Raw genomic sequence first — 25,859 nt, forward strand, 5'->3', positions numbered from 1 at the left:
CGATGAGTCATTCGGCTGGGCTCGACGGGCCGATTGCCTCGTGCCGCTCCACCGGCACGACGAACACGGCCCCTACCGGCAGGTCGCCGATGCGGCCTACCTCATGGATCAGGGCCACAATCTGTTCGGTCCGCGCATCTTCGCAATAGGCTTCCAACCGCACGTCGGATTCACCCTCTGGCGCCAGATCGGCACGGACGATGGCTTCGTTCGGATGCACGACGCCGTGCACCCGGGACAGCGAGAGGTGGTAGAGGCCCGCACGCTCGATTACCCGCACGATGCGATCAGCCAGCGATGGACGGACAAAGGCGACAATCATCTTCATGGTGGGCACTCCCGATGTTGAAGGACGCGACAGGCCGGGCCCGCCGCACCCAGTCACGGCACCGCTTCGGCCATCAACGGACGTCGTTGATGGGAATCGACTGATCGATGGTGCTCACGTATATCCAGCCGGCTTCCGCTCGACCCGTCCGCCCGATCTGGCGAAAAATCTCCACCGCACGCCCTACGTCGCTGTCCTCGCAGAACAGTTCCATCTGCACTTCGTTGATCACTTGATCACCGAACTCGACCGAATACTCCTGCTCGCGCGCACTGAGTGCGCGCAGCAGGCCTTTCACGTCGAACAGGCTGAGGCGCTGGAAGCCGGCGGCTTCCAGCGCGTGGATCAAGTCTGAGACACGATTGCGGTGCACAAATGCCTTGATCTGTTTCATGACGCAGTCTCCTGAGAATTGTGCTCGGCCGCCTTGCGGTCGGAGCGGTTTTCAAGCCATTCGTACAGAACCGGAAGCAGGATCAACGTGAGCAGCGTTGAACTGATCAGACCGCCAACGACCACCGTCGCCAACGGACGTTGCGTTTCCGCGCCGACACCGCTGGACAGCAGCATCGGCACCAGACCGAGGATCGCCACGCTCGCGGTCATCAGCACCGGTCGCAGACGCAGAGCCGTGCCCTGCACCACCGCTTCGCGCACCGACAGGCCTTTCTCACGCAGCTCGTTGAGGAAGCTCACCAGCACGATGCCGTTGAGCATCGCCACGCCGAATACCGCGATGAAGCCGATCGCTGAGGGCACCGACAGGTACTGGCCGGTGACAAACAAGGCCAACAATCCGCCAATGGTGGCGAACGGCACGTTGGCCAGAATCAGCGCCGCGTACTTGACCGAGTTGAAGGCGGTATAGAGCAACACGAAGATGAAAAAGATCGTGACTGGCACGATCAGCGCCAACTTGGCCAGCGCACGCTGCTGGTTCTCGAACGCCCCACCCCACTCGATCCAGTAGCCCGGCGGCAGCTTCACCTGCTGCTTAATCGCCGTCTCAGCGTCCTGGACGAAGCTATCGACGTCGCGGCCTCGGACGTCCATCTGGATCACCGCATAGCGTTGCAGTTGCTCGCGACGGACGAACGAGTAACCTTCGGCCACGTTGATGTCGGCTACCTCCGACAGCGGCACCAAGGCGCCGGTTGCCGTGCGGAGCGGGATGCGACGCAATGACTCGACCGAATCGCGTGTCGCGTCATCCAGCCGCACTGCGATATCGAAGCGTTTCACGCCATCGAGCAGTACGCTCACCGGTTCGCCGCCCAGGCCATTGCGGACGATGGTGAGCACCTCCTCAGCGTTCATGCCATGGCGGGCCAGTTCGTCGCGCTTGACCGCGATGCGAATCTGCGGCTTGCCGATGTTGGCTTCCAAAGCAAGGTCGGCCACGCCCGGCACCTTGTCCAGCACGCGCTTGATGCGGCCGCTCAGCTTGTCGAGTTCGCCCAGGTCTTCACCGTAAAGCTTCAGCGCCAAGGTGGCGCGCACGCCGGAGATCAGTTCCTCCACGCGCATCTGGATCGGTTGGGTGTAGCCGGGCACCACGTTCGGCACGACCTTCTCCAGCGTCTCTTGCATCGCCGCTTCGAGCTGCTTGATGTCGCGGCCCGACTTCCACTCTTCCTCGGGTTTGAGCGCGGTGTAGATCTCCATGTAATTGACGTCGGCGGTCTCGCCCTTCTCGGCACGGCCGATCATCGCCAGCGTGGTCTCGACCTCCGGGAATTGCTTGAAGGCCGCGGCGATGGTGTTGCTGGTCTTGATCGATTCGTTGAGCGAGGTCGACGGGATGCCCGTCACGCGCCACATGATCGAGCCTTCCTGCAGTTGCGGCATGAACTCCTTACCCAGGAAAGGGAACAGCGCCAGGCTCGCGACCAAGGCGACAAGCGCGCTGATCACGACCACTTTCTTGCGGCCCAGCGCCTTCGCCAACAGCGGCTGATAACCACGCTTGATCCTGGCCACCAACCACGTATCGCGCTCGGGCTTGGGCTTGAGAATCATCGACGCCAAGACCGGGATCAGCGTCAGGCTCAGGATCAGCGAACCGGCCATCGCGAAGGCGATGTTGAATGCCATCGGCTTGAACATCTTGCCTTCGAGGCCTTCCAGCGCGAACAGCGGCAGGAACACCACGATGATGATGCCGATCGCGAACGTGATTGGATTGGCCACTTCCTTAGCCGCGGCCAACACCGCAGAAGTCTTGTCGACCTTCTCTCCGTGTTCCAACCGCTCCGCCATGATCCGGAAGGCGTTCTCCACCATTACCACCGCGCCGTCGACCATCATGCCGATGCCGATCGCCAGGCCCGCGAGCGACATCAGATTGGCGGACAAGCCGACCTGCCCCATGCCGATGAAGGCAATCAGCATGGCCAGCGGCAGTGTGACGATCACGACCAGCGCTGAGCGGACCTCGCCCAGGAACAGGAACAGGATTACCGCGACCAGCAGCGAGCCTTCCACCAGCGCCCGCACCGCGGTTTCGACCGCCTTGTTGACGAGGTCAGTGCGCTCGTACATCGGCTTGAGCACCATGGTCTTCGGCAGTGCATCGCGCACCACGTCAAGCTTGCCCTTGACCGCCTCGACCACGTCCTTGGCGTTCTCGCCGATGCGGGCCAGCGCCTGGCCCATCACGACTTCCTGGCCGTCGCGGGTCACCGCACCGAAGCGCGGCGCGGGGGCTTCGACCACGGTTGCCACGTCACGCAGATACACCGGCACACCGTCCTCCGACTTGAGCACGATCGCGCCGATGTCCTCGGTCGACTTCAGCAAACCCAGACCGCGCACCAGGAACTGCTCGCGGCCCACGTCCATCACGTTACCGCCGACCTGGCCGTTGTTGGCGGGGAGCGCGTTGATGACATCGCCGAAGCCCAGCCCGCGGGCGTAGAGGCGTTGCGGATCGATCTGCACCTGGTACTGGCGTTCGCCACCGCCCCAGGAACTAACGTCGTCCACGCCCGGTGCCGTGCGCAGGATCAGCCGCACGGTCCATTCCTGCCATGTGCGCAGGTCCATATCGGTGACCTGGTCCTTACTGACGCCGGGCGCGCGTTCGACGGTGTACCAGTACACCTGCCCCAGGCCCGACGTGTTCGGGCCCATGCTCGGCTTGCCATAGCCTTCAGGCAGACGATCGCCGATTTCCTGCAGGCGTTCGTTGACCAGTTGTCGCGCGAAGTAGATGTCCATGTCGTCCTTGAAATAGACCGACACGTACGACAACCCGAACAGGCTGACCGAGCGGATTTCCTGCACCTTCGGCAGGCCGGCCAACGCAGACTCCACCGGCGTGGTGAGCAACTGCTCGACGTCCTCGGCGGCCAGGCCCGGGGACTCGGTGTAGATGTTGACCTGGACCGGCGTCACGTCGGGGAAGGCATCGATCGGCACGTTGCGAACGGCGCTGATGCCGAGGAAGGCGACGACCGCGAACACGATCAGGACCAGGAACTTGTAGCGCAGGGAGAGTTCGACCAGGCGATTCAGCATGGCGCACCTCCCGCAAAGGCGGGATTGGCGTCAGAGATCATCACTCTTCTCCTAACTGCGACTTGAGCATCTGCGCTTTGACGGCAAAGGCGCCTTCGACCACGACGGCGTCGCCGGGCTTGAGGCCTTCGCGGATGACGGTCCGATCGCCGATCGCTTCACCGGTACGCACCGGCGTCGGTTCCAACGCACCGGTCGCGTTGCGACGGAACACGACCGTGTCGCCTTCCAACTGCACCACCGCGTCGGTTGGCACCGACACCATAGTCACGGCGGCGTTGCCATCCTTGGCGACGTCGCTGGCCTCGAAGAACACATCGACGTAATCGCCGCTGTGCAGGCGGTCGTCCCGGTTCGGAACCTCGATCCGCACCACCGCATTGCGGGTCGTGTCCGACGTGCGATGCGCGGGATGCTGAACGGTACCCTTCAGGCGCTCGCCGTTGAACACCACCGTCGCTTCCGTGCCGGGTGTGATGCGCGGAACGATCCCCGATGGCAGCTTGGCGTCGACCCAAACCACCGATTCATCGACCAGGCGGAACAGCGTCTTGCCCGGTTCAATTTTCTCGCCGACGACCACGGCATCCTCGGTGATTCGCCCGGCATGCGGCGCGGTCAAGGTGAACTGGCCGTTGCTGCGCCCGGCCGCCGTGCCCGGCAAGCCATACGCCTGTGCCGTTGCGCGAGCGCGATCGAGCGCGACCTGTGCCTCGTTGATGCGGCGCCCGGACACGGCCTCACGACCGAGTGCAGAGACGCGGCGCCATTCCTGTTCGGCGATGCGCAACTCTGCCTGGGCATTGGCGACTTCGACGCTGGACAGCGTCACCAGCGGTGCGCCGGCGCGCACTTCGTCGCCGAGCTTGGCATGGCGACGCACGACCAGGGCTTCGACACTGGGCGTGATCAGCGCCGTGCCGTAGGCATTGTCGAGCACTTCACCGGGCGCACGCAGCTGTTCGCTCATCGAAGCGGGCTGCAACGCCTGCACGACGATGCCGGCAGCTTTCATCGCTGCGGCATCGAGCTTGACGGGCGCGATGCCGGCTTCGCTTTCGGTGGGCGCTTCAGCGCCTTCGGCTTCGGTCGGGGCCGACTCGGTCGAGGGGGACCTCGAACATGCGGCCATGGCAAGCAGTAACGCCGCGGCCAGCAACGGCGACATCAGACGGAACGGGGTCATCGAAAGTTCTCTCATGGGGTGCCCTCCAGGCCGGCCCAGCGTTCAAGCTGTCCGGTGGCGGCGAGGTAATCGGCGTAGCTGCGCCACAGGCGCGCTTCGAGTTCGGCGCCGGCGAGTTGCGTGTCGAGGGTCTGCTTGAGTTGCAGCAGGTAGTCAGCGGTGGACAGCTCGCCCTCGCGCCACAAGCGCTCAAGGAGAGTGGCGCGACGCTCCACATCCGTGCCGCGGCTCGCCTGCCAGCGCGACCAGGCCGATTGCGCTGCGGCGTAGCTGTCGATCGCACGGCGACGATCGGCATCGAGTTCGACGCGCACGCGCTCGGCCTCGGCGATCGCGACATCGGCATCGGCCTGAGCTGCCACTACCTCGGCGCGATAGGAATTGCGCACGAACAGCGGAATGCTGAGCGACACGCCGACCACGTTGTCCTGCACATTGCCGTAGTCGATGCGTCCGCCGCGCACGCCCACGGTGGGATCGGCCACCCGATTGCGGCGGGCAACGGTCACTTCGCGTTCGGCAGCCAGCGCAGCGGCTTGTGCGGCTTGCCAGTCGGGCAACTGTTCGATGCCGGTATGGGAGGGCATCGGCGGCGGCAATGCGTCGCTGGGCAGCGTCAGGCTCGCCAGGAGTTCCGGCGAGCCGCCGACCGCGCGGAAACGCGCTTCGGCCTCCGCCTGTTCGGCGACGAGTTGCGACTGCTGGGCTTGCGCTTCATCGCGGGCCAGCAGTGCCAAATCGCGCTCCAACCCGGAAATGTCGGCTGCAGCAAACTGCTTTTGTGCCAACTCGCCAAAGCGCGTGACCAACGCCAATCGACGTTCACCGGTGCGCACACGTTGCTGCGCCGTCTGTAGCTCAGCCCAACTGGCGAACCACTGCTTGGCGAAATCGCGGCGACGCAGCTTGGCTTCAGCGGTGGCTAGATCGACCCGCGCGGAGGCCGCGTCGCGACGCGCGCGACGCTTGCCGCTCAGATCGAGCGTGAGGTTGAGGCCAGCGGTTGTGGTGCGATCCGGGCCTTCATCGTCGCCGGCCAACTCGACTTCGGGGTTGTAGAGCGGTCGTCCGGCCGCATCGTACCGGGCACGGGCTGCGGCCAGTTGCGCTTCGGTGGCGCGATAACTCGGATGGTGTTGCCAGGCGGCCTGCAGCGCCTCGCGAAGTGCGACTGGGGCCTGTGTATCGGGGGTTTGGGCGGCCATGGCCAAGCCCGACAGCAAACTCGCTGCCAGAACCAGGACGGCCAGCCGCGCGACGCGACGTCGTCGCGGCGAACGAACAAGGTGCATTGGAAGATCCTCTGAGTCGACGGTGTCCTCTGGCGCTCCGCGCCAAAGGGGCAAAACACCTGACTCAGGCGATCGGCGGCCTCAGTTCCAAGGGTTGCGACGCGCTGGGCGGCAACCCGGACGTACGCATAGGCAGCGCCTGCGGCACGAGCACAACCACGATCTGCGTATCCGGCACCATGGCGGCAGCATGATGGCAACCGCAGTGACTGCAAGCGGCATGCCCGAGCTTGAGCTTCGTGGAATCGTCATTACCGCTATCCAGCGGCGATGCCTTCACCGCCACGGCATGGCTGCCATCCGTGCCGAAGCCCATGTCCGCGAAATCGTGCTTCGCACAGGCGGCCGCCGCGCCGATCTTCAGGGCGAAGATCAGCAGCACCAGTACCGCCAGCCGCGTGGAAGCGCGCAGGCGGGCCAGCAGCAGGCAGGAGGAGGCGACCGGGTTCATCCTGCCAGCCTAGCCGGTGCCACGGACGTTATAAAATCTCATCAGGCCGGTTCCCGGGAGCGGGTCATGCCGTTCCTCGCTCGTGGACACATGCGCGACGGTATCCACGTCACTTCCTCAGCAGGCGCATGCCGTTGCCCACCACCAACAGGCTGGCGCCCATGTCGGCGAACACCGCCGCCCACATCGTGGCCTGACCGGTAAAGGTCAGCACCAGGAATACTGCCTTGATGCCCAGCGCCAGGGTGATGTTCTGCGTCAGCACGTGAGCGGTGGCGCGCGACAGCCGGATGAAGGCCGGAATCTTGCGCAGGTCGTCGTCCATCAGGGCCACGTCGGCGGTTTCGATCGCGGTGTCGGATCCAGCCGCGCCCATGGCGAAGCCGATGTCGGCCCGTGCCAGGGCCGGGGCGTCGTTGATGCCGTCGCCAACCATGCCGCTGGTACCCTGTGCGGCGAGCGCTTCGACCTCGCGCAGCTTGTCTTCGGGTAGCAGGTTGCCTTGGGCGCGGTCGATACCGACCTCACCGGCGATGGCCTGCGCCGTGTGCGGGTTGTCCCCGGTCAGCATCAGGGTCTTGACCCCGAGCGCGTGCAAGTCGGCGATCGCCTGTCGGCTGCTGTCCTTGACCGTATCGGCGACCGCGAACACCGCCTGCACGCCGTCGCTGCCTACGACGGCGACCACGCTCTTGCCTTGGGCTTCCAAGGCCGCGAACTGCGCTTCCAACTCGGCGGAACTGGCACCCAACTCCTGCACGAGCCGGTGATTGCCCAGGTGGTAGAGCGACCCAGCGACGCGGCCACTCACGCCGCGGCCCGGCAGTGCAGCGAACTCCTCGACCTCTTGCATCGGCACGCTGTCATTCTGTCCCGCCACGGCGATGGCCTTGGATACAGGATGATCGGAACGCGCCGCCAGGCTGGTCGCTATGGCGCGCACGCGGGTCGCATCAGCCTGGCCCCAAGCCGCGAAATCGGTCTGTTTAGGCTTGCCGTGGGTGATCGTTCCGGTTTTGTCCAGCGCCAACCACCGCAGCTTGCGGCCATTCTCCAGGTACACGCCGCCCTTGATCAGGATGCCGCGTCGCGCCGCCGCGGCCAGACCGCTGACGATGCTCACCGGGGTGGAGATCACCAGGGCGCAGGGACAGGCGATCACCAGCAGCACCAGGGCCCGGTACGTCCAGTCCAGCCAGTCCGCGCCCATCAAGAGCGGCGGCACCACCGCCACGCCCAGGGCGACGGCAAACACCAGCGGGGTGTACCAGCGCGCAAACTGATCGACGAAACGCTGGGTCGGCGCACGATTGCCCTGCGCGGCTTCGACCGCGTGGATGATGCGGGCCAAGGTGGAATCGCTGGCCACGGCGGTAACGCGATACTCCAGGGAACCTGCTTCGTTGATGGTGCCGGCGAATACCGGGTCGCCTTCGGCCTTTTCGACCGGCAGGCTCTCGCCGGTGATCGGCGCCTGGTTGACCGTCGAACGGCCGAGCACCACCATGCCGTCCAGCGCTATGCGTTCGCCGGGCTTGACCCGCACTCGGCTGTCGAGTGCGACGGCCTTGGCATCCACCTCGATCCAGCGCTGATCGTCTTGCAGAACGGTGACACGTTCGGGCGTGAGATCCATCAGGCCGCGTATCGCATTGCGGGCGCGATCCAGCGACTTGGCCTCGATCACCTCGGCCAACGCGAACAGCACCATCACCATCGCCGCCTCGGGCCAATGGCCAATGAGCATCGCGCCCGTGACAGCGATCGACATCAGGGCGTTCATGTTGAGATTGCGGTTCTTGAGCGCAATCCAGCCCTTCTTGTAGGTCGACAGACCGCCAGTCCCGATGGCGACCAACGCCAGCGCGATGACCAGCCACGTCGGGGCGCCGAGCCAAGACACGACTTCGGCCAGGATCGCCGCCACACCGGAGACGGCCAATGGCCACCACGCGGTGCGTGTCGGTACCGGCGCGCCCGGCTCTGCGCCACCTTGGCTGCCCACCACCTCGGCCTCGAAGCCCAGCGACTTCAGGCCGGTCAGCACGTCAGGCAAGGCCTCGGCCGCGTGACGCACGGTCAAGGTGCGCTGCACGAGGTTGAAGGCCAGCGACGCCACCCCGGGCATGCCGCCGAGTTTGCCGCGGATCAGGCCTTCCTCGGTGGGGCAATCCATCTTCGCGATACGCAGTGCTGTTTCCACGTCGGAGGACGGCGTATCCATGGGCGCCGCCTGCATGCCGATCGCGGCCAGCGCTTCGTCCACGGGCGTCAGCGCAGACAAGGTGTGGTGCACCGACAACGTCCGTTGCACCAGATTGAATTCCAGATCCGTCACTCCCTGGACTTGGCCGAGCTTGTTGCGGATCAGCGCCTCTTCGGTGGGGCAGTCCATGTTCTGGATGCGATAGCGCATCGGCGACCGGACGGCCGCTGCTGCGGGCACCGTCGTCGTTGCCACTGCCTGCGTGCTACCGCAGCTATTGCAGGTGTCGCTCATCGCGTGGGTTCCTCCATGCAGGCCTGTAGGGTCTGCGGGATCGATCGCATCTGGAAGGCGTCGCGCCGAGCGCCGTCCCTGCTGCCGCGCGCAGGCCACATGCCGTGCCTCATTGTTCCACTCGTGCGGACACGCGCGAGGTGCGGGCGTTGAAGTAGAAGCCGCCGATGGCGATGACCGCGACAGTCACTTGCGCTAGCAGCGACTGCCAGGACGGATACACGCCGAGCCAATCGATTCTCGGAGCAGCGACCAGGGCCTGGCCTATCCAGCCGGCCTCCTGCAGCGCCGCCACGCCCTTGCCAACGAGCACAACCGCGAGCACCGCAATCAGGATCGAGCTGATCGAGAAGAACTGGCCGATTGGCAAACGCTTGCTCATGCGCAGCATCCAATAGGCGACCGCCGCGAGCACGACGCAGCCCGCCACTAGTCCGCCGAGAATCGCGGTGCTGTTCTCCTGGCTCCACATCGCGATGAAGAACAAGATCGTTTCGAACACTTCGCGATAGACCGCGACGAAGGCCAGCAGGAACAGGAACACCGCCGAGCGTCGCGTCAGCGCCGCCGACACCTTGGCGTGCAGATACTGTTGCCAGCGGCCGGCCAGGCTCTTCTGGTGCATCCAAATCCCCACGCTCAGCAGCACCGCGGCAGCGAACAATGCGGAGACGCCTTCAGTCACCTCGCGATTGGCGCCGCTCACATCGACCAGGTGGGTGGCGATCGCCCAGGTCGCCACGCCCGCCAGCAACGCGCCGATCCAGCCGGCGTGCACCGCCGGCAGGACCTCGCGGCGCTCGGCCTTGCGCAGAAAGGCGATCATGCCGATCACGATCAACAACGCCTCAATGCCTTCGCGCAACAGGATGGTGAAGCTGCCGAGGAACGCCGTGGTGCGATCGGTATGCGCGTCCTGCAGCACGCCCTCGGCGCGGTCGAAGAGTCCGGTGACCTGCGCGGCCTGCACGGTCGCGTCGGCCACCGGCACGCGCCGGCCGATCATGTCGCGATAGCGCGCCATCGTCGTTTCCAGCTCCCGCATCAGCGCGTTGTCGCGGGCGGCGAGCGTGGGTTCGACCGGCTCCACCCCATCCAGGTACGCCGACAAGGCCGCGGTCTTCGCCTGCACGGCATCGCCGGCCTCGTAGGCGCTGAGGCTTTCGGCCATGCGTTGGCGGGCCAGCGTGAACGGCCCGGCCGCCACGCCTGACGCCGGGTGCTGCAGCGCCTGCGGGTGCGCGCGCAGGTAGGCAACGATCGCCCGCGCTTGTGCCGCCTCGCTGCCGGCGGCCACCAGATCCGCCTCGCTGGTGCGGGTCAGCGCTTCCAGCGTGGGAATGCGCTGGCGCCAGGCGGGATCCTCGCGCCACAGGGTTTCACCCTCGGCCCGCGCCTGCGGCGAATGCGCCAAGCTGCCGACATGGAACGCCAACGCCCAGCGATCAGCCTCGGGCAGCGACGCGAAGCTGGTCATGGCCGTGCCCTGGATGCCTTGCGAGATCGCCTCGTACAAGGCGAAGGGCGTGCGCCGGGCGGCGCGGGTGGCATCGGTGAAGGCGATCGGGGGCGGATCCAGGCTCGCCGCGGCCGGCCCGTCGCCAGCGCCTGACGGGCCGTGGCAAGCGGCACACTGCGCGGCGTACAGATCCGCGCCGTGGGCAGGATCAGGAGGCGTCGCCGGCACGGCACCCACCGGATAGCTGGCCAGCAGGCCGTCTGCCAACTGGTGCGCCAACGAGGCGACGTGCCCAGCATCGGCCTTACCCTCGACGGCTGCGACCAGTTGATCCGCCTGGCCGATCAGCGCCGCTTGGCCCGGCGTGGTCGGCAGCACCGCCAATTGGCTCCGCACGGCGCCTGCAAACTCGCGCATCTCTGCGTACTCGGCCTCGGACACGACGCGTCCGGCTTGCACGGCCGCGCTGTAGTCGACAGCCACATAGTCCAGCAATTGCCAGGTCTGGCGCGGATTCACTGCCGACGTGGGGGCCCCAAAGACCGGCAGGCACATCGAGGCCAACAACGCGATCAGCAAGCCACGGCAAAAGGAGTTCGTCACGGGAAGCGCCTGGATGGGAGAGAGTCGAAAACGGGAATGGGAACCAGTTGCAATTGCACAGGGTAAACCCCGTACCACCTACAGAGTCAAGCGGCTGTATTCCCTGGCATGGCGACTTCGTTGTTGCAGGGCATAGCACCCGTAGGCCCCACAGGGTAAAGTCCGTAGCCGCTATAGGGTCAAGAGGCGTCGATGAAGATCAGCGAAGCGGCCGAATCCAGCGGCTGCCATCTGGAAACCATCCGCTATTACGAGCGCGTGGGGCTCATGCCCAAACCGCACCGGACCGCCAGCGGTTACCGCGAGTACCGCGACGAGGAGGTGGATCGGCTGCGCTTCATCACCCGCAGCCGCAACCTGGGCTTCAGCCTGGACGAGATCCGCAGTCTGTTGCGGTTGGAGCACAACCGCATGTTGTCCTGCGCCGAGATCGATGCCATCGCCCGCGAGCATCTGGCCGATGTCCGTAGCAAGGTCCGCGAACTCAACCGCATCGCCCGCGAACTGGACCGCACGATCAACGCGTGTTCGGGCGGCGCCCGCGGCCAATGTTCGATCCTGGCCACCTTGCGCGAACCACCGCCGGCCAAGCGGACAGAGAAAGCAGCAAATGTGCGTCGGACCAGGCAAGCGTGAAGCGTCCCGCAGCCCGATGCAATGACCGAAACCGCGCATGAGCCTGCGCATCGCATTGGTCCAGGCGGACTTTCCGGTCGGAGACCTCGACGGCAATGCCGCTCGCATTGCCGAACGGATCGCCGAGGCGCGCGATCTCTACCGCGCCGACTTGGTGCTCTTTCCCGAACTCACAGTCAGCGGCTATCCGCCCGAGGATCTGCTGCTACGACCGCAGTTCCTGTCCGACTGCGTCGCCACGTTGCACCGCGTCGCGCAAGAGGTCACTGGGATCGTGGCCGTAGTGGGCTGGCCGGAAGCTGTCGGCGCTGTGGTCTACAACGCACTGAGTGTGCTGCGTGAAGGCGCCGTTACCACGACCTATCGCAAGCGCGATCTACCCAATTACGCGGTCTTTGATGAGCGGCGTTACTTCGCTGTCGATCCCGATGGTGGGCCATGCGTCTTCGACGTCAACGGCGTCACCGTGGGCGCGATGATTTGTCAGGACTTGTGGGGATTGGAGCCCACGTTTGAAACCGTCGCGGCCGGCGCTCAGCTGATCCTGATCCCGAATGCTTCGCCATTCGAGCGCGACAAACATGCTGAGCGCGATGCACTGCTCGCCGAGCGCGCCCGCGCGAACCAAGTCGCGCTCGCATACGTCAATGTCGTCGGTGGCCAGGATGCGATCGTGTTCGATGGCGCGTCCCTGCTCGCCGACGCCAATGGCCACGTACACCCGGCGGCCATTGCCTTCGAGGAACACGCACTGGTTGCTGATTTCGATCCGCATTCACGTAGCTTTACCCCAGTCGCGTGGCCGATCGACACCGATGTCGGCCGCGACGCGGTCGCCTGGCGGGCAATCGTGCGGGGGCTAACGGACTACTGCAGCAAGAACGGCTTCGATCGGGTCTGGGTCGGCCTGTCCGGCGGACTGGATTCGGCGGTCGTGCTGGCGATGGCCGTCGATGCGCTCGGCGCCGACCGGGTCACCGCCGTGCGCCTGCCATCGCGCTACACCAGTGCGTTGAGCAACGATCTGGCCGCCGCGCAATGCGCGGCCCTGGGCGTGGCACTACGGACGGTGCCGATCGACGCACCGTTTCAGGGCTACCTCGACACGCTCAGTGGTCTGTTCGCGGGTACGACGATCGATGCGACCGAAGAGAACCTGCAATCTCGCGCGCGCGGCGCGGTGCTGATGGCGCTGAGCAACAAGCTTGGCGGGTTGCTGCTGACCACTGGCAACAAGAGCGAGTACGCGGTCGGCTACACCACGATCTACGGCGACATGTGCGGCGGCTATGCCCCGCTCAAGGACGTGTACAAGACCGAGGTGATCGCACTGGCACGCTGGCGCAATACCGTGGGCGGCGCACCGGTCATTCCACCCGAGGTGATCGCCCGGCCGCCGACGGCAGAACTGCGCGAGCATCAGACCGATCAGGACACGTTGCCGCCCTACGACGTACTCGACGCAATCCTGTTCCGCCACATCGATCAGGAGCAGTCGCGCGAGGAGATCCTGGCGGCCGGATTCGCCGCTTTCGTTGTCGACCCGGTGCTGGAGCTGGTGCACCGCCACGAATGGAAGCGGCAGCAGGCGGCGCCGGGACCGAAGATCTCGCGCCGGGCGTTTGGACGCGAACGGCGTTACCCGATCACCAATGCCTATGCTCAGGTGTTCCCCACACCGTGATCCCACGAGCAACGTTAACCGCTACCTCGGAACCGCCACCCGCCCTTTCCGCACCTTGAACCGCGTGGCATTCAGATGCTGACCATCCTCGCGCCGTCCCGAAAACGTGCCTAGCCCGAGGAACAACGGTGAGCAAACCAGCTACTCAATCGGGCTTTGTCAAGCTCCCCACGATCCTCACGCAGTTAGTCGTGGATGTCGGCGCCGCACTGGCCGTGCTGATCGCGACGGCCACGCCGTCAGTGTTCAAACCGGCGGGCGACCCATCGCGGTTGGGCGACGAAAGCCGCCCGCTAGTTGATCGCATCACTCAGATCTTGAAATCATCGAAAGCCACGTGGCTTTCCGGAACCTCCAGTTCCGCCAGCATGTGGCGGGTAGCCGACAGCATCGCCGGGGGGCCACACAAATAGAAATCGCACGATTGCAGGTCGGGATGGCCTTGCAGCAGATGATGGGACGCCGCCTCGTGCACCAGTCCCTGCAACAGCGCATCGTCGCATTCGGCGGCTTCCGAAATCACCAGGTGCCAGGTGAAATTGGAGCTCCTCGACCTGCCCTTTCAAGGCAACTGAAATAACTGGCATCTGGGCATGGCCGCATCGACCCGCCGGGCTTGGCGGACACGCGCCGGTGGCACCAGGTGGTGCGCAAGGCGGACGAATCCGGTTCGCCGGGCGTCGCCCTGATGGGTTTGGCCAGCGATGAAGGCATCCGCCGCAATTCGGGCCGAATGGGTGCGATGCAAGGGCCGCTTGCGTTGCGGAAAATGCTGGCCAACCTGCCGGTGCTGCACGCCAGCGCGCTGTATGACGCCGGCGACGTAGCCTGCGAAGGCGAAGCACTCGATGACGCGCAGGCCCGTTATGCCGAACGCGCCAAGGCCCTGCTCGACGCCGGTCACTTCGTCGTCGGCATGGGCGGCGGACACGAAATCGTTTATGCAAGCTATTCCGGCCTGGCTTCGCATCTGGCGAACGCGCGGCAACGTATCGGCATCTTCAATTTCGATGCACACTTCGACCTACGCGAACAACCGCGCGCCAGTTCCGGCACGCCGTTCCTGCAAGCCATCGAGGACGCGCGACGCCTGGGCCACGACGTTCGCTACCACTGCCTTGGCGTCAGTCGAACGAGCAATACGCCAGACTTGTTCGCCGTGGCCGACAGGGTCGACGCGCGCCATATCCAGGACGACGCGCTATCATGGACGTGTGCCGAATTGTCGCCACCACTGGACATCGACAACGCGACCGCGCGCGTGGCAGCACGACTCATCCACTGAGTCGTCGGTCGCCGCTGAGCCGTATCGTGGAAGACGGGTTTCGGCTTCGGCCGCAACCGCTACCGAAACCCGTTCACCGCAAAGCGTCACATGCCTTTGCCGGCGGCGAACTCTTTCGGGCTCAGGCGACCATCCTTGTTGGCATCCAGCATGCCGAAATGCGGGCCGAGGCGGTGCTTGGCCAACTCGGCCTTGGACAGCGTGCCATTCTTGTCCGTATCAAGCGTGGTGAACTCGTCCGGCTTGGCATCCATCTTCATCGCACCATGGTTCATCTTGCCGTGATCCATCTGGCCATGGTTCTGCGCTGGTGCCGTCGTTTGTGCCATCGCGGTGCCCGCAAAGAACAAGGATGCCGCCAATAGGGAAATCATCGTTTTCATCGTTCTACTCCAGTGGAAAGTGGGACCTTAGTGACAGGACGAGCCGCCCGCGGACCCGGCGGGACGGAGCGTAGTGGTGGTAGCGGGTTCGGCAGTCGGCATCCGCGCAAGGCGAAGCGCGTTGGCAACCACCGATACTGAACTCAGGCTCATCGCCAGCGCGGCGATCATCGGGCTGAGCAGCAAGCCGAAGGCCGGGTACAACACGCCTGCGGCCACCGGCACGCCGATGGCGTTGTAGAGGAAGGCGAAGCCGAGGTTCTGCTTCATGTTGGCGACGGTTTCTTCGGAAATCGCCCGCGCCTGCAGGATCCGCCGCAGGTCGCCCTTGACCAGAGTCACCTGCGCACTGGACATGGCCACGTCGGTGCCGGTGCCCATTGCGATGCCGACATCGGCGGCGGCCAGCGCCGGCGCGTCGTTGATACCGTCGCCGGCCATCGCCACCCGCTTGCCCTGCGCCTTCAATGCCTGCACCAATTCCGCCTTGTCCTGCGGCTTGACGTTGCCGCGCACGTCGTCGATACCGAGCGTGCGGCCGACCGCTTCCGCGGTGGCTTGCGCGTCGCCCGAGGCCATGACGATATGCAGGCCCGCGGCGCGCAATTCGTTGAGCGCCGGCAGCGTGGTCGGCTTGACCGGATCAGCCACGGCGATGGCGCCGGCCAGGCGACCGCCGGAAGCCAGGTACATCACGCTCGCGCCCTGCCCGCGCAAACGTTCCACTGCATCGGCCAACGGCGCGACGTCGGCGCCAACGGATGCCATCAGCGCCTGGTTGCCGAGGACCATATCTTGGCCTTCGACGCGACCGCGCACGCCCTGCCCCGTCACTGAGTCGAAATCTTCGGCTGGCGTCAGCGTAACGCCACGACGCCGGGCTTCGGCGACGATCGCCTCGGCCAACGGATGTTCGCTGCCCTGCTCCAGACTGGCCGCCCATTGCAGCACTTGGTCGGCATTGAAGCCGTCCATAGTCAGGCTGTCCTGGAACGCCGGTTTGCCTTCGGTCAACGTACCGGTCTTGTCGACGACCAACGTATCGATCCTGCGCAGGTTCTCGATCGCTTCCGCATCGCGGAACAGCACGCCGGCGTGCGCGGCGCGACCGGTGGCGACCATGATCGACATCGGCGTGGCCAGTCCCAGCGCGCACGGACAGGCGATGATCAGCACCGACACGGCGTTGAGCACAGCATAGGTCCACGACGGCTCCGGTCCGAACAGGCCCCAGCCGAAGAACGTCGCCAAGGCCACGCCGAATACCGCCAACACGAACCAGAACGCGACCTTGTCGGCCATGCGCTGCATCGGTGCGCGCGAACGCTGCGCCTGCGTGACCAGTTGCACAATCTGCGCCAGCACGGTGTCAGAACCGATCTTCTCTGCGCGAATCACCAGGCTGCCGGTGCCATTGATCGTGGCGCCGATCACGCGGCTGTCTGCGGTTTTTTCCACCGGGATTGGCTCGCCGGTCAGCATCGATTCGTCGAGGTTCGAGCGCCCTTCCAGCACGACGCCATCGACCGGCACCTTCTCGCCCGGACGCACGCGCAGGCGGTCGCCGACATGCACGTGTTCGAGCGGCACGTCTTCTTCATCGCCACGATCGTTGATGCGTCGTGCGGTCTTCGGCGCCAATCCCAGCAATGCCTTGATCGCGGCCGAGGTCTTCGAACGTGCGCGCAATTCCAGCAACTGGCCCAACAGGGTCAGCGACACGATCACCGCTGCCGCTTCGAAATACACGCCGACGCGGCCGTGTTCGCGGAAGGAATCCGGGAAGACGCCGGGCACGAGCGTCGCCACCACGCTGTAGCCGAAGGCAGCGGCCACTCCCACGCCGATCAACGTGAACATGTTCGGGCTGCGGTTGCGGATCGACTGTACGCAGCGTTCGAAGAACGGCCAGCCGGCCCACAACACGACCGGCGCACTCAACGCGAGTTCCAGCCAAGTGCGCGCCTGCGTGGACAGGCCGGGGATGCGATGGCCGAACATGGCCAGTACCAGCACGACCACGCTGAGCGGCAGTGACCACCAAAAGCGATGACTGAAATCGCTCAGCTCAGGATTCTCTTCCTCGTCCAGGCTGGGCATTTCAGGTTCCAGCGCCATGCCGCAGATCGGACACGTGCCCGGCCCTTCCTGGCGGATTTGCGGATGCATGGGGCAGATATAGATCGTGCCCTTCGGCATCGCTGCCGGCACCTCGGGTTTCGGTGCAAGGTACTTGGCCGGTTCGGCGACGAACTTCTCGCGGCAACGCGCCGAACAGAAGTGATATTCGTTGCCCGCGTGACTGGCGTGGTGCGGCGTAGTGGCGGGGTCGACCTGCATGCCGCAGACCGGATCGGTCAGCGGATCCGCATTCGCGGCATCGGGTTTCTTGCTGGAACAACAGCCGTGCGCCGCATCGTGGTCGTGGTGCGCGGCCGGCGCCGGCGCGGTCGCCTTCGCATCGGACGAACAGCAGCCCTGTCCCGCGGCGTGGTGATGATGGTGGGGATGTTTGGAAGGATCAGGCGTGTTCATGTGTTTCCCCGACGAGCGCATTTAGGATGGGGCAACCCTGCAGTTCCCCGTGACCCGGACAGGCATCGACCAGGCTAACCAGGCCGTCGCGCAGGCGGGTCAGTTCCGCCAGCTTGGCTTCGACGCCGGCCAGCCGCGCTTGCGCGGCCTGCCTGACCTGGGCCATGTCGGAAGTACGGTCGCCCGACAGGCTCAGCAGATCGCCGATGTCGGCCAGGGTGAAACCGAGCGCCTTGGCGCGCTGGATGAACTGCAGTCGCGCCACGTCGTCCTGGCCGTAGTTGCGGTAGCGCGATTCCAGGCGCGCCGGCGATGGCAGGACGCCTTCCCGTTCGTAATAGCGGATGGTGTCCGGCGTGACGCCGGCCTGTTTCGCGAGTTGTCCGATATGCATGTCCCGGCTCCAAGGTCAGGCGTGGCGGATTTCCGCAGCCTCAATGACGCCGTCATGATTGCGGTCGATGCGGTCTCGGCACTTGGCCTGGCATGCTGCCGACATCTGCGGATTGTCGGTTTCGGCCGCCTCAAGGAGACCATCGCGATTGACATCGCGCTGGGCGAACTGGTGCTTCAAGAGGCGGGCCTGTTCGTCGGCCTTTTGATCGCACGTGGCAAGATGGATTTCGTGCGGCGTGGACTGACCCATGGCCAACGTGGTGAGGGGCGCCAGAGACAGCAAGCCGGCGCTGATTGCAAAGATGTGGGAAGCTATTTTCATGATCTGTCTCCAGCGACAAGTTCTGGAAGAATTCGGTTTTTCAGCTAGGTGACCCTGGCTGACAAGGCCAGCTTGCACTTTGGAGTTACCTCCAAGGTCAAGCGTTTTGTCTCGGATTCAGGAAAATATTTCGCCTTCATTCATGCAGGGATGTCCTAAGGCAAGATGGGCATCAATGCTGGGCGAAAGCCTGTGTGCTGCCATCACGGGCAACCTGCTCCACGGTGTACGGCTCCGTTCGCCCGTCCGGCAGTTCCATGCCCGGCGAACCGGCCGGCATGCCGGGAAGCACCAGTCCCTTCACGTCGGGCTTCCGCACCAGCAACCGCTTGATGTCTTCCGCCGGCACGTGGCCTTCGATGAAGTAGCCCGCCACTTCCGCGGTGTGGCACGACCCCTTGCCATACGGCACCCCAAGACGCTGTTTGATCGGGGTGACGTCGTTCTGGTTGTCCACCTGCACCGTGAATCCGGCTTGTCGCATGTGTTCGACCCATTGGTTGCAGCAACCGCAAGTGGGACTCTTGTGCACCAGTACCACTGGCAATGTTGGCGTGGCCGTTGCCTGCACCTCAGGCGATATGCGGGTACCTTCGGCGACGGTTGCAACCGGCTTGGCGCAGGCCGCCAGGGCAGTGCCGCCTAACAACACCAGGATCGGAAAAGCGTGACGAATCAACATGGCGGCTTCCTCAGCGTTTGGGTCGCGATGACCAATGGATGTGGACGATGCGCCAGCCCTGCGTCCCACGCTTGAGCACCATGGTCTCGGTACTGAGCAGGGTCAGGGGCTTGCCATCCTTGCTGGCATGCAATTCGCTTTCGCTGCCGACCCAAGCCAGTTCGCCCACCGCCTTTGCCGTGCGTTGCTTCAGCTGTACATGCGCGCCTTTCAGGAATTCCGCATCGTGCTTGGCATGCCCATCCAGGTATTCGGTCCTGGAGCGCTCGGCACCACCGCTTTCCAAGATCAGCACATCATCGGCCAACCAATTGCCGGCGCGTTTCAGGTCGCCAGCCTGCAATGCACTCGAGAAGGCTTCCACGACAGCGACAGCAGGCTTCGCTTCGGCGGCGATGGCGGGCTCGCTGGCCTTCGCATGCTGCGCGGGATCATGGGCTTGCGCGGCGAACGGCAGGGCCAGCAAGGTCAGGAAAACGATTCGATGGATCATGAGACTAATGCTCCGGTCAGTGTTGGTGATCGTGTCCATCGCTGGCCGGTTTGGTTTCGGGCATGTCCATGCCGGCATGCGGGTCGACGACCGCCGGCTTGGCTGTCGCAGAGACAGCCGGCTTGGCGGCAGGAGCAGCGGCGTGGACGTGCTCCTTGCCATCGGCATGGGTATGCACTTGGCCGCCGGCCGGTGCTTTGGTGTTCTTCGGCGCGTCGTCGTGCGGTGGCGTGCCCGGAGGATGCGGGTGCGGCTTCGCCTCGCTCATCGGCATGCCGGCCATCTCGTCGTGCCCCTCGCCTTCGGCATGCTCATGCTCCTCGCCCTCCTCCGCATGCGAATGGCCGCCGCTCTCGCCACCACCATGCGAGTGCCCTCCGCTGCTGGCGACCAAGGTTTCGTATCCCGCCTTGTTGAGCTTCGGCAATTCCTGCAGGAAGGCGGCCATGTTCCAGATGTATTCGTCATTCATGCTCTTGCCCCACGCCGGCATGCCGCTGGCCTTGATGCCGTGCTTGATCACCCAGAACGCTTCGGCTGCATCGACCGATTCCTTTGCGAGATTGGGCGGCGTCGGGTACAGGCCCTTGCTCAGTTCGGTTTCCTGCATGCCCGGGCCGAGATGGCAACCCGTGCACATGGCGTTGTAGTTACCGGCGCCTTGGCGAATGCGTGCCGGGTCATTGAGGTTGGCCGGCAGTTGCAGCTTGTGCGCGCGGGTGTCGATCGAGCGCTCGCGCAGCGTTTGCAGCACCGCATACACGGGCTTGGTGTGTGTGTCGTCGGCGCCGATGTTGTAGATGCCCGACCAGACGAAACCGGCCGTCCCCACGAGGGCGACACCGGACAGGAGGCTCATAGCGAGCAGGGACTTTCGTGTTACGAACGGCATGGTGATCTCCCCAATCAGAACCAGATGCGGATGCCCGCCACAAAGCGGGTGTCGTTGACGTCTTCACCTTCTTCACGGCGCAAATCCGCGGTGCGGCCGAAGGCTCGTTCATGGACTACTCCGAGGTAAGGCGCGAATTGCCGGGTGAACTCGTAGCGCAGGCGCACGCCGGCTTCGGCGGTGCTCAGGCCGGAACCGATGCCGCGGCGCGCGTCGTTCTTGCCGTAGACATTGACTTCAATCAGCGGCTGCAGGATCAGCCGGTTGGTCAGCAACGTTTCGTACTCAGCTTCCAGGCGCGCACCGGTTTGCCCGGATTGGCCGATGTAGGCCGTGGCCTCGACTTCGAACTTGTATGGCGCCAGGCCCTGCACGCCGATCGCGACGAAGTTCTGCGAATCGCCGGGCTTGAAGTCGTGGCGCATGCCGGCGACCACGTCCCACCAGGTCGAAACGCTGCGCCCGTAAAGCACTTCCAGATCGGCCGACTCGGTACGCCCATCGACCCGCTCGCCTTCGCTGCGCCACCACAGGCGGTCCAGGTCTGTGCCGATCCAGCCTTGTCCTTCCCAAGCCTGCCCCTTGCCCGGATCGGCATTCCAGCCTTCCAGGCGATTGAGTAGCGTATAGCTGTGGATGGCATTATCGAGGTGTTCCATGTGCTTGGAGGGCGGCATGGCGGCAGCGCGGTCGGCTTCGATGATCGGCGGAATCGGCGTGCGCGGCTCGCCAGGTGCCATCTCCATGTCGCCGTGCTGCATGCCGGGCATGGCTTCCATCGACATGCCGGCCATGTCATGCCCCATGCCAGCGTGGTCCATCGGCGGTGCGGTTTCGGCGGGGGGCTCCGGCATCGCATGGTCCATCTTGGAATGATCCATCGGCATCGCGGCAGGTTTGGCTGCCGTGGCCGGTGCCATCGGGTGCCCGGCATGGGGATCCGCAACCGCAGGCTTGGCGGCTATTTTCGGCGCCGGCTCGGCTACTGGCTGCTTCTTCGCCGTCGGCTTGGTTTCGGTCGACGGCGACATCGGCATGGCCATCTTCGAATGGTCCATTTCCTGCGCCCCGGCGGGCAGTGCCGTTGCCAGCGCGATGCCCAGCAGTGAGGTCTTCAAGGCATTCATGCGACGCCCTCCCCTACCTGCACGGCCCGCATCATGCCTGCCTCCATGTGATAGAGCAGGTGGCAGTGGTAAGCCCACAGGCCCAATGCATCGGCACGCACGCGGTAACTACGCTTGCTGCCTGGCGGCATGTCCACGGTGTGCTTGCGCACCATGAAGTTGCCGGCGGCGTCTTCCACATCGCTCCACATGCCGTGCAGATGGATCGGATGGGTCATCATGGTGTCGTTGACCAACACGATGCGTACGCGCTCGCCGTAGTTGAGCCGCAATGGCGTCACCTCGGAGAACTTCTGCCCGTTGAAGCCCCAGGCGAACTTCTCCATGTGCCCGGTCAGGTGCAGTTGGATCTCTCGACCGGGATCGCGGCCATCCGGATCCTCGAACGTGCTCTTGAGCATCGAATAACTAAGCACGGTGCGGCCGTTGTCGCGCAGGCCGTTGCCCGGATCGTCGAGGCGCGAGCTGACGGTCATCGCCTGGTTGTCGAGCAGCGGGTTGCGCGTTTCGCTGGCCGGGTGTGTGACCATGCTCCCGGGGTCCATGTCCGCCATCGCGCCGCCTTTCATGCCGGCCATGTCATGACCCGCGTCCGGATCGGCATTGGCCGGCTTCGACTCCTGCGTCATCGCGCCGTGGTCCATGCCGGCCATGCCCATGTTGGCGCCGCAGCTCATTTCCATGCCCTTGCCGCCGGACATATCCATGCCGCCCATGCTTCCATGATCCATTCCCATGTCCTGCATGGTCAGCAACGGGCGCGGATCGATCGCCGGGACCGGTGCGCGCAGGCCTTCGCGCACCGCCAGCGTGCCGCTCACGTAACCGGTGCGGCCCATATCCTGGGCAAAGATCGTGAAGGCATCCTGCCCCGACGGCTCGACGATCACATCAAAGGTCTCAGCCACCGCGATGCGGAATTCGTCCACAGTCACTGGATGCACGTATTGCCCATCGGCGGCGACCACGGTCATCTTCAGACCCGGGATGCGCACGTCGAAATAAGTCATCGCCGAACCGTTGATGAAACGCAGCCGCACCTTTTCCCCGCTGCGGAACAGACCGGTCCAATTGCCCAACGCCGTGGTGCCGTTCATCAGATAGGTGTAGGTGTTCGCGTTGACGTCCGACAGGTCAGTCGGCGACATGCGCATCTGCCCCCACATCTTGCGATCCTCGACCGTGGCGGCCACGCCATCGCGCTTTGCATCGTTGAAGAAGTCCCCGACGGTGCGCATGTAGTAGTTGTCGTACATCGACATCTTCTTCAGCCGCGCGAACAGCCGTGTCGGATCCATGTCGGTCCAGTCGGACAGCATGACCACGTAGTCTCGATCGTAGGCGAAGGGTTCCGGTGCGATCGGATCGATGATCAGCGGCCCGTACAAGCCGGCCTGTTCCTGGAACGCCGAATGGCTGTGGTACCAGTAGGTACCGCCCTGGTTGACCGTAAAACGGTATTGATACGCCTCGCCACGGGCGATGCCGTTGAAACTCAGCCCTGGCACGCCGTCCATGTTGGCCGGCAGGATGATGCCGTGCCAATGGATCGAGGTTTCATTGCCGTGGATCGAGCCGGTGGGTAACGCGTTCGCCACGCGCAGGTTCACCGTGGTGCCTTCACGCCAGCGCAGGATCGGTGCCGGCAGCGAGCCGTTCACAGTGATCGCCGGCCGCACACGCCCGGTGAAGTCCATCGGGGTTTCGCCGATGGTCAGATCGAAGTCGGTGCCGGCCAGGACGTTGGCGTTGCCGGGGCCTTTCAGCGCCCAGCTGTTCTTGGGCCACAACCCCAACCCCAGCGCCGCACCACCGGCGGCCAGACCTTGCACGAAGCGGCGGCGCGATGGCTGGAATGCGCCATCTGCCGTCCAGCCGAATTTTTCGGAAAACATGGAAACTCCATCAACGCGTCCAGAGGATCCGGTGTTAAGACCGGAACAGCCTGCGATCCCATGCGGTTCACAGCACGGTAAAACACACGCAAGCGAAGGGGCGCCGCAGGCGCCTTGGGACACTTAGCCGATGGGAGGTCGGACCAGATGCGGCAACGTGGGATCCGCGTGACGGAGGGACAGCGGACGGACCACGTCCGAGTGCAGCGGGCCCACGCCAAAGGCGGCCACGGTCATGAGTGCAGCCGCAACGGCCTGCGTACAGGCGCATCGGCAGACACTGGACTTGCAGCAATCCGGGGTCGAGTGCTTGGTTTTTTGCGCCTGTTCAGCAGGCAGCGCTCCGACAGTATTCGACGAGGAGCGTTCTGCCGTCATCTGCGCCATGTCGTGGCAGGGCGAACTACTCGACATCGCCACAGTCATCGGGTGTGATCGGGTCTGTCCCGTCGACACGCTATCCGGTGAAGCGCCAGGCATCAGTATGACGGACGCAGCTGCCGTCCCTGCCCCATTCAGGATCAGGGCAACGATCAGCATCACGCGCAACAGGGCAGACCGCAACGTCATTCAAATACTCTACCCCAGTCTGGCAGTGCGGGCCAGTCACATCCAGACACGAGCAGTCTGGAGTTCACTTCCAGGTTATCGAAGTGTTACGTCGCCGAACGGAGTTCGTTCTCGCCTTTCTCGTACTGGTTGATTCGAGGGCTCGCTGCTGTGGGTCAATATTGGTAGGCGAGCTGCGGCGACTCCCCCTTCGCACCTACCCGGCGAGTGAGCTGGGCTTGAATGGCGACACTCGCAGACGTGGACGTCATCGAAGTTCCTTGGCCGAAGCAGTGTTGGGAAGTACAACGCGATGCCCAGTCAATGTCGATCGAAGGTCTGCATTGACGCCTGTCCTGGACAGTGTACGAGCCGGAATGCCTGGTTGATGCGTCCGTGGACGTCACGAGGACTCGACGTCCACAGCCGCCAAGGGTTTGTGCCGGGGGAGCGACAGGGAAATCGCGGCGGCGAGCCCTACCAGCACTGCCGAGATCCACAGGCACGCCGCCAAGCCCGCCACCTGGAATATCCACCCGGACAGCACGGTACCCAACAATCGGCCAAGCGCATTGGCCATGTAATAGAAGCCTACGTCGAGGGAAACGCCGTCTTCGCTGGCGTAGCTGACGATCAGGTAGCTGTGCAGCGAAGAGTTGATCGCGAACAGCACCCCGAATACCAGCAAGCCAACGACCAGGATCGTCTGTACGGACTCCTCACGCGCCAGCAGCATCGCCATCACCGCCGGCACGAGCGCCAGGATCGCCGCGCATACGAAAGCCGAGCGTCCGTCTGGCACCTTGCCGCTGCGCTTGCCGGTGAAATACGGCACCACCGACTGCACGATGCCGTAGCCGATGATCCATACGGCCAGAAAGCCACCGACCTGCCAGAAATCCCAGCCCAGCGTCTGCGCCAGGAACACCGGCAGCGCGACCACGAACCATACGTCGCGGGCACCGAACAGGAATAGCCGTGCTGCCGACAGCAAGTTGATCGCCCGGCTCTTGGAGAAGATGTCGCGGAACTTCGGCTTGTGCTTTGCCTTGCCCAGGTCGCGCTTGAGCAACGCCAGGCTCAACAGCCATACGATCAGCAGCACGCCGGCCATCAGCGCCACCGCCGGCGCAAACCCCATCGTGGTCAGCATGGCGCCGCCGAGGAAGAAGCCGATGCCCTTGAGCGCGTTCTTCGAGCCGGTCAGCGCCGCCACCCAGCGGAACAGGGCCCCCTGCTGATCGCCCGGCACCAGCAGCTTGATGCTGCTCTTGGCGCTCATCTTGTTGAGGTCCTTGGCGATGCCCGACAGCGCCTGCGCCGACATCACCCAGGGCACGGTCAGCCATGCGCCGGGCACCAGCAACATCGACAGGGCCACGACCTGCAGGGCCAAGCCGATGTTCATCGTCCGGTTGAGGCCGATCCGCGCGCCCAGCCAGCCGCCGACCAGATTGGTGACGACGCCGAAGATCTCGTAGAACAGGAACAGCAGCGCTACCTGCAACGGCGAGTAGCCCAACTGGTGGAAGTGCAGCACCACCAGCATGCGCAATGCACCGTCGGTCAAAGTGAAGGCCCAGTAGTTGCCCGTGATCAACAGGTACTGGCGAACATCGGGCGACAGGCGGGACAACATGGA

At 64.6% G+C, this 25,859-nt stretch carries 23 protein-coding genes; 3 read left to right on the top strand and 20 right to left on the bottom strand.

Annotated elements, in window-relative coordinates:
* Positions 1-7 precede the first annotated feature (7 nt).
* The 8 genes from CSC73_RS02495 to CSC73_RS02530 form a co-directional block, all read right to left on the bottom strand.
* The gene (locus CSC73_RS02495) at positions 8-328 is read right to left on the bottom strand and encodes a P-II family nitrogen regulator (RefSeq protein ID WP_130522594.1); all 321 of its coding nucleotides are present in this window, start codon (positions 326-328) and stop codon (positions 8-10) included.
* Positions 329-401: 73 nt separating this feature from the next.
* A complete protein-coding gene (locus CSC73_RS02500) occupies positions 402-722 on the bottom strand; it encodes a P-II family nitrogen regulator (RefSeq protein WP_130522595.1) in 321 nt (106 codons plus the stop codon).
* On the bottom strand, positions 719-3,847 hold the full coding sequence (locus tag CSC73_RS02505) for an efflux RND transporter permease subunit (protein ID WP_130522596.1): 3,129 nt from the start codon (positions 3,845-3,847) through the stop codon (positions 719-721). The genes CSC73_RS02500 and CSC73_RS02505 overlap by 4 nt, the downstream gene beginning before the upstream one ends.
* Positions 3,848-3,887: 40 nt before the next feature.
* Positions 3,888-5,048: an efflux RND transporter periplasmic adaptor subunit gene (locus CSC73_RS02510; RefSeq protein ID WP_130522597.1), complete on the bottom strand. Its 1,161-nt coding sequence runs from the start codon at positions 5,046-5,048 to the stop codon at positions 3,888-3,890.
* Positions 5,045-6,238: a TolC family protein gene (locus CSC73_RS02515; RefSeq protein WP_163838872.1), complete on the bottom strand. Its 1,194-nt coding sequence runs from the start codon at positions 6,236-6,238 to the stop codon at positions 5,045-5,047. Before CSC73_RS02515 ends, CSC73_RS02510 begins: the two co-directional genes overlap by 4 nt.
* Before the next feature lie 151 nt (positions 6,239-6,389).
* Positions 6,390-6,776 (bottom strand): hypothetical protein, encoded by a 387-nt coding sequence (locus CSC73_RS02520; protein WP_130522599.1) that lies wholly within the window; start codon positions 6,774-6,776, stop codon positions 6,390-6,392.
* 109 nt (positions 6,777-6,885) lie between these two features.
* Positions 6,886-9,276 carry a heavy metal translocating P-type ATPase gene (locus CSC73_RS02525; RefSeq protein WP_130560917.1) on the bottom strand — a complete coding sequence of 797 codons (2,391 nt, stop codon included), beginning with the start codon at positions 9,274-9,276 and terminating at the stop codon, positions 6,886-6,888.
* Positions 9,277-9,385: 109 nt separating this feature from the next.
* Positions 9,386-11,338, bottom strand: a complete 1,953-nt coding sequence (locus CSC73_RS02530; RefSeq protein ID WP_234852499.1) for a cytochrome c/FTR1 family iron permease — start codon at positions 11,336-11,338, stop codon at positions 9,386-9,388.
* 192 nt (positions 11,339-11,530) lie between these two features.
* Between CSC73_RS02530 and CSC73_RS02535 the strand changes: the two genes are divergently transcribed.
* Both CSC73_RS02535 and CSC73_RS02540 read left to right on the top strand, forming a co-directional pair.
* Positions 11,531-11,974 (top strand): MerR family transcriptional regulator, encoded by a 444-nt coding sequence (locus tag CSC73_RS02535; RefSeq protein WP_130560916.1) that lies wholly within the window; start codon positions 11,531-11,533, stop codon positions 11,972-11,974.
* 37 nt (positions 11,975-12,011) lie between these two features.
* Entirely contained in the window at positions 12,012-13,658 is a 1,647-nt protein-coding gene (locus CSC73_RS02540) for an NAD+ synthase (RefSeq protein WP_130522602.1), read from the top strand.
* 310 nt (positions 13,659-13,968) lie between these two features.
* On the opposite strand, the gene CSC73_RS02545 is transcribed toward CSC73_RS02540, so the two are convergent.
* On the bottom strand, positions 13,969-14,181 hold the full coding sequence (locus CSC73_RS02545) for a hypothetical protein (RefSeq protein ID WP_130522603.1): 213 nt from the start codon (positions 14,179-14,181) through the stop codon (positions 13,969-13,971).
* 93 nt (positions 14,182-14,274) lie between these two features.
* Between CSC73_RS02545 and CSC73_RS02550 the strand changes: the two genes are divergently transcribed.
* Complete coding sequence (locus CSC73_RS02550; protein ID WP_205956140.1) at positions 14,275-14,943, top strand: arginase family protein; 669 nt, start codon at positions 14,275-14,277, stop codon at positions 14,941-14,943.
* Positions 14,944-15,029: 86 nt separating this feature from the next.
* Here CSC73_RS02550 and CSC73_RS02555 read toward each other — a convergent pair whose 3' ends face one another.
* The 11 genes from CSC73_RS02555 to arsJ form a co-directional block, all read right to left on the bottom strand.
* The gene (locus CSC73_RS02555) at positions 15,030-15,326 is read right to left on the bottom strand and encodes an EF-hand domain-containing protein (RefSeq protein ID WP_130522605.1); all 297 of its coding nucleotides are present in this window, start codon (positions 15,324-15,326) and stop codon (positions 15,030-15,032) included.
* A gap of 27 nt (positions 15,327-15,353) precedes the next feature.
* Entirely contained in the window at positions 15,354-17,861 is a 2,508-nt protein-coding gene (locus tag CSC73_RS02560) for a heavy metal translocating P-type ATPase (protein ID WP_130522606.1), read from the bottom strand.
* On the bottom strand, positions 17,848-18,255 hold the full coding sequence (locus CSC73_RS02565; RefSeq protein WP_130522607.1) for a heavy metal-responsive transcriptional regulator: 408 nt from the start codon (positions 18,253-18,255) through the stop codon (positions 17,848-17,850). Before CSC73_RS02565 ends, CSC73_RS02560 begins: the two co-directional genes overlap by 14 nt.
* A gap of 15 nt (positions 18,256-18,270) precedes the next feature.
* Positions 18,271-18,579, bottom strand: coding sequence for a hypothetical protein (locus tag CSC73_RS02570; RefSeq protein WP_130522608.1), 309 nt, complete (start codon positions 18,577-18,579; stop codon positions 18,271-18,273).
* 172 nt (positions 18,580-18,751) lie between these two features.
* Positions 18,752-19,261 carry a DUF411 domain-containing protein gene (locus tag CSC73_RS02575; protein ID WP_130522609.1) on the bottom strand — a complete coding sequence of 170 codons (510 nt, stop codon included), beginning with the start codon at positions 19,259-19,261 and terminating at the stop codon, positions 18,752-18,754.
* Between the two features lie 10 nt (positions 19,262-19,271).
* Complete coding sequence (locus CSC73_RS02580; RefSeq protein ID WP_130523040.1) at positions 19,272-19,754, bottom strand: YybH family protein; 483 nt, start codon at positions 19,752-19,754, stop codon at positions 19,272-19,274.
* 16 nt (positions 19,755-19,770) lie between these two features.
* Complete coding sequence (locus tag CSC73_RS02585) at positions 19,771-20,613, bottom strand: c-type cytochrome (protein ID WP_130522610.1); 843 nt, start codon at positions 20,611-20,613, stop codon at positions 19,771-19,773.
* A gap of 47 nt (positions 20,614-20,660) precedes the next feature.
* Positions 20,661-21,773, bottom strand: coding sequence for a copper resistance protein B (locus tag CSC73_RS02590; protein WP_163838873.1), 1,113 nt, complete (start codon positions 21,771-21,773; stop codon positions 20,661-20,663).
* Entirely contained in the window at positions 21,770-23,668 is a 1,899-nt protein-coding gene (locus CSC73_RS02595) for a copper resistance system multicopper oxidase (RefSeq protein WP_130522612.1), read from the bottom strand. The genes CSC73_RS02590 and CSC73_RS02595 overlap by 4 nt, the downstream gene beginning before the upstream one ends.
* Before the next feature lie 123 nt (positions 23,669-23,791).
* A complete protein-coding gene (locus tag CSC73_RS18615; RefSeq protein WP_162456374.1) occupies positions 23,792-24,238 on the bottom strand; it encodes a CopL family metal-binding regulatory protein in 447 nt (148 codons plus the stop codon).
* A gap of 382 nt (positions 24,239-24,620) precedes the next feature.
* Positions 24,621-25,856 (bottom strand): organoarsenical effux MFS transporter ArsJ, encoded by a 1,236-nt coding sequence (gene arsJ, locus CSC73_RS02605; protein WP_130522613.1) that lies wholly within the window; start codon positions 25,854-25,856, stop codon positions 24,621-24,623.
* Between the last annotated feature and the right edge of the window lie 3 nt (positions 25,857-25,859).

The sequence above is a fragment of the Pseudoxanthomonas sacheonensis genome (assembly GCF_010093305.1).
Taxonomy (GTDB): domain Bacteria; phylum Pseudomonadota; class Gammaproteobacteria; order Xanthomonadales; family Xanthomonadaceae; genus Pseudoxanthomonas_A; species Pseudoxanthomonas_A sacheonensis.